Genomic DNA, 4,178 nt, shown 5'->3' on the forward strand with positions numbered 1-4,178 from the left:
GGTCGTCAGCAACTTGCGCAGCTCGTCCAGCAGGCCGGCGCCGGCGCCGCGCGCGTCGAAGGCGACCAGCAGCAGGCAGCCGTGCGTGATGCTCTCGTAGGGCCGCAGGATGCCCCCCTGCACGTCTGCAGGGTCGTCCACCACGGCCTTCGGCGGCAGCTTGGGTACCTCGCGCGGCCGCGTCACCTCGGGCTCGTCCTGGGGCAGCAGCCAGCGCAGCTGGCGATCGAAGCGCACGCGCATCGCCTGCTTGAGCTCGGGCGGCAGGTCGCCGTCCTCCATGAGCGACACGAACTCGCGCAGGATGTCGCGCCCGGCCCGCTGCAGGACGCGGCCGTCGCCCGTGCCGGGCAGATAAAAATCGGTAAGCCGGAACAGCACGGCCAGCGACTGCAGCGCCTGGCGACTGGCGTCCAGGGCGCGCTCGGGGCTGGCGCTCGCGGCCTCCCACGCGATCTCCTCGGGCGTGCGCACGCGCAGGCGCGTCACCGCGAGCGCCTCGGCCGCCTGCGCGGACGGCGAGGAGGGCGCCGGCGGCTGGCGATGCAGCCGCTCCTCGTCGCGCAGGTAGCGCGCGTCCTCGACCGTCAGCCCGTGCGTGTTGTAGTAGAAGGCGGTCTCGACCTGCACCTTGCGCACCCAGCCGGCCCAGGCGTCGAAGCCCGCGTCATGCGAGACCACGTAGCCCTCGGAGTTGCAGAAGATCACATCCAGCAGGGTGCCGACCTTCTGCCACAGCACGCGGATGTAGGCCTCCCAGGTCCCGTCGAAAGTGACGGCCAGCAGGATCTTGTCCTCCGGCTCGAGCACCGCAACGCGGAACGAATGGATCTTGGCCACGCGCTCCACCGCATCGGAGATCGGGCGCAGCAGCGTGTGCTCGTGCAGCGAGGCGCGGCCGCCCTGCAGCGTCTTGAGCAGGCGCTTGGCGCGCGTCTTGTAGGTGACTGCGTCCAGCGATGGCACCAGGCCCGGCTTGATCGGTGCCAGGAGCGTCAGGTCGCTCGAGCCCGTCAGGCTCTTGCCCTTGATTACCAGTTCTGCTCGCATGCTGCCTCCCCGGGGCGGCCCGCGACGCGCCGCGGCACGCCCTCGAGGCCATGAAGTTGGTCGGATTGTCGTGCGCGGCCCGCGTCGGGTGCAAGGGTCTGGCCCCGCCTTCTCGTGTGACAGCCGGACGCACGATATCGCCGGGCCGCTTGCCCCGGCATCCCCCTCAAAGGGGAGGCGTCTCCCCGCTGTCTTGTGCTGCGAGCAAGCGTACGATCCGAAGGTCGGAACCGCCCCCTCGAGGAGGCTTCATGAGCGAACCGGATTTCACGACCCTGCAACAGCGCATGCTTGCGGAGATCGCTGCCAAGACGATCTTCTCGACCATGCACCTGGGCAAGGCGGCGCTCGACGCGCGGGTGATGGAGGCGCTGGGCAAGGTGCCGCGCCACCTCTTCGTGCCCATCGAGCTGAGGCCCTATGCCTATGTCGACACGCCGTTGCCGATCGGCTACGGCAAGACCATCTCGCAGCCTTTCATCGTGGCCGTCATGACCGACCTGCTGCGCGTGCGCTCGACCGATACCGTGCTGGAGATCGGCACTGGCCTGGGCTACCAGTCTGCGATCCTGTCGGAACTCGCGAAGCAGGTCTACAGCGTCGAGCTCATCGAGGAGCTGGCCCTGCAGGCGCGGCAGAGGCTGGCCCGCCTGGGCTATGCCAACGTCGAGGTGAAGATCGGCAATGGCTGCCACGGCTGGCCCGAGCACGCGCCGTACGACCGGGTGATCGTCACCGCGGCGCCGGAGCTCATCCCGCCGGCGCTCATCTACCAGCTCAAGCCCGGGGGGCGAATGGTGATCCCGGCCGGCCTGCCGGAGGCTCAGCAGCTGCTGCTGGTGGAGAAGGACGCGGATGGCTCGGTCTCGACGCAGGAGATCTTCCAGGTGCTGTTCTCTACGCTGGAGGACACCGAGGCCGATTGAGTTTCGCCGCGGCGCTTACCACAGCGGCTCGCTGAGCTGCTGGCGAACGGGCTGAGCCCTTGAGAGGACCAAGTGCCGACCATCGGGATTGGGCGTGATGTCCAGGTTCGCAGACCGGCACTTGGCAATCGTCGGCTTCTCGTCCCCGAAGGCCGAATAGCTCCACTGCCAGACCGGCTGCCCTTGGCTATCGATCAGCCGCCTTGGGGTGTTGAGGTGATCGCTGTGAATTGAACGAAGGGCCTGATCCAGCGTTATCGATTGCCTCGGAAGATCGTGCGCCAGTTCTTGATGAAGTGCAGTGCCACTCCCACCAGACCCAGCAAGATTCCCCCATCAACAATCCAGCCGCCAACCGCCTGCCCAGAGAACACCAGGATGCCGCCTACGATAGCGATGAAGAAACCGGCAGCAGCAATCTTCAAACCCATCGTTTCATCGGTCCAAAGGGTCATCAATTTCGTGCGCATAAAAGTTGTTGCCTACAAGATTGGTGAGTTCCGGAGACGCCACCACCGACGCCTCCCATGCCACGGCCAGTTTGTGCACTTCCATCACTGCCGAACAAGACCGACCCTGAACCCACGAGGCCGGCACCCCCTGTCCAGCATGCCCCTTGGTAATCGGTAATGCCTGTGCTCAATGGGCCTGAGCCGATCGAAGTCACCGGGCCGGCTCCCGCCGACATTCCTGGGCCTACGGTGTAGCAAATCATCGAATAAACACAAGTATTGCCATTCGTGTCACGCGCCAAGCCGCCGTCCATACCGAGACCAATTCCAAGCGGCGTGTGGAAGCTGAATCCTCCGCCTATCGATGCATTGGACCCTCCTGCCGGCGCACCGTTTCCTGGCCTGCCATAGACGCCACTGCCCACACCCATCAACCCCGTCGGGTCCATGAACATCAGCGGATTCAAATTGGCATAGATGAACCCGTTCCACCCTCCGCGGAGCCCGATCGGGTCGAACTGCGTGTATCGTCCGGTTCGGCTGTCGTAGTACCTGTTCCAGTTCTGCCCGAGCCCACTTTCGTTGTCCCGGTACATGCCCATGTAGCCGAGGTTGAACAAGAACTCGGCAAAGCTCGTGATGCCAGGATTCGGCGTGACATCAAGGTCTGCAAACCGGTTGTGTGCCGTCGTCGGCTTCGTGTCGCCAAAGGCGCTGTACGCCCACTGCCAAACAGCTTGCCCTTGGCTGTCGGTGAGTCTTCTCGGCGTGTTGAGGTGGTCGCTGTGCACCGCGTAGATCTGGCCGTTGATCACCGCCGCGATCGGCATCGGCCCGTTGGCCGTGGGCAGGTAGATGTACTGCGTGCTGCCCGCGCTGTTGGCCCCGCCCATGCCGGTCTCCGCGAGCAATGTCCCTTCTTCGTCGTACATGAACGCATAGCCCAGCTTCTCGGCATCGCTGGCGCTCGGGCCCCACCGCTGGGTGAAGAAGCCGAGCAAGCCTTGGAAGAATCCGGGATCGCTCTCATCCCCCCCCGCCGGCGGATACAGCGGCTCCGTCTTGAAGACGCGCTGCCCCAGCGCGTTGTGCGCGTACCGGGTGGTCGGGCTCGTGTCATTGGCGCCTGTCGTGGCCGCGCTCAGTCTCCCCTCGGCGTTGTAGCTGTACGTCCTCAGCCCGTCGCCCGTCATGTCGCCCTTCGCGTTGTACTCGTAGACCACGGTGGTGCTCGCAGTGCCCGCGGTCTGCCGGAAGGCCATGAGCTTGTTGCTGAAGCCATCGACCACATACTCGCGCGCCGTCGTCTGGTCCCGGATCGTGCGCGTGCTGCCGGTGCGGTTGCCGTTCGAGTCGTACGTGAAACTCGTGGCATTACCCGGTGCATCGAAGCCCGTGATTCGCCCGGCTGCGTCGTAGCGCACGTTCCACGTGACGTCCGCGCCGGCGATGCTGCTGTGCGTGGGGTCGCTGTCTGCGGGCTGCAGGAGCTTCTGCGTCAGGCTGGTGATGCGTCCGGCTGCGTCATGGACATAGCTCGCAAACTCGGTGGCGGTGAGCCGCCCCGCGAGGTCATAGCTTCGGCTGGCATGGAGGTTCGATGCGAAGGCCCAGCGCCAACCGGTGGGCTGGCCCATTGGGTTCCAGGCCATGTCGGCGATGAGCGGGCTGCCGTTGCGGCTCAGCTGCGCCAAACGGCCAGTGGCGTCATACCTGACATGCTTACATCGGCGCGCCGTTGGGGCTACGC

Annotated in this window: 5 protein-coding genes; 1 reads left to right on the forward strand and 4 read right to left on the reverse strand. The window is 65.6% G+C overall.

Annotated features, from left to right (window positions below; all coding sequences use genetic code 11):
• A partial coding sequence (locus APY03_RS43015) for a hypothetical protein (protein WP_443082867.1) occupies positions 1-1,050 on the reverse strand: 1,050 nt, incomplete at its 3' end.
• Between the two features lie 251 nt (positions 1,051-1,301).
• Between APY03_RS43015 and APY03_RS37555 the strand changes: the two genes are divergently transcribed.
• On the forward strand, positions 1,302-1,976 hold the full coding sequence (locus tag APY03_RS37555; protein ID WP_068685550.1) for a protein-L-isoaspartate(D-aspartate) O-methyltransferase: 675 nt from the start codon (positions 1,302-1,304) through the stop codon (positions 1,974-1,976).
• A gap of 15 nt (positions 1,977-1,991) precedes the next feature.
• Here APY03_RS37555 and APY03_RS45820 read toward each other — a convergent pair whose 3' ends face one another.
• The 3 genes from APY03_RS45820 to APY03_RS37565 form a co-directional block, all read right to left on the reverse strand.
• Positions 1,992-2,261 (reverse strand): RHS domain-containing protein, encoded by a 270-nt coding sequence (locus APY03_RS45820; RefSeq protein ID WP_083944868.1) that lies wholly within the window; start codon positions 2,259-2,261, stop codon positions 1,992-1,994.
• Positions 2,231-2,431 carry a hypothetical protein gene (locus tag APY03_RS37560; protein WP_068685552.1) on the reverse strand — a complete coding sequence of 67 codons (201 nt, stop codon included), beginning with the start codon at positions 2,429-2,431 and terminating at the stop codon, positions 2,231-2,233. Before APY03_RS37560 ends, APY03_RS45820 begins: the two co-directional genes overlap by 31 nt.
• Positions 2,431-4,178 (reverse strand): RHS repeat-associated core domain-containing protein (locus tag APY03_RS37565; protein WP_232324559.1); only part of this gene is annotated, 1,748 nt, incomplete at its 5' end. The genes APY03_RS37565 and APY03_RS37560, both read right to left, overlap by 1 nt.

Source organism: Variovorax sp. WDL1, from assembly GCF_001541225.1.
Classification (GTDB): domain Bacteria; phylum Pseudomonadota; class Gammaproteobacteria; order Burkholderiales; family Burkholderiaceae_C; genus Variovorax.

Excerpts from the sequence above, each read along its gene's own strand:
- APY03_RS37555 (WP_068685550.1), top strand. The coding sequence starts at position 1,302 with ATGAGCGAACCGGATTTCACGACCCTGCAACAGCGCATGCTTGCGGAG.
- APY03_RS37560 (WP_068685552.1), bottom strand. The coding sequence starts at position 2,431 with ATGACCCTTTGGACCGATGAAACGATGGGTTTGAAGATTGCTGCTGCC.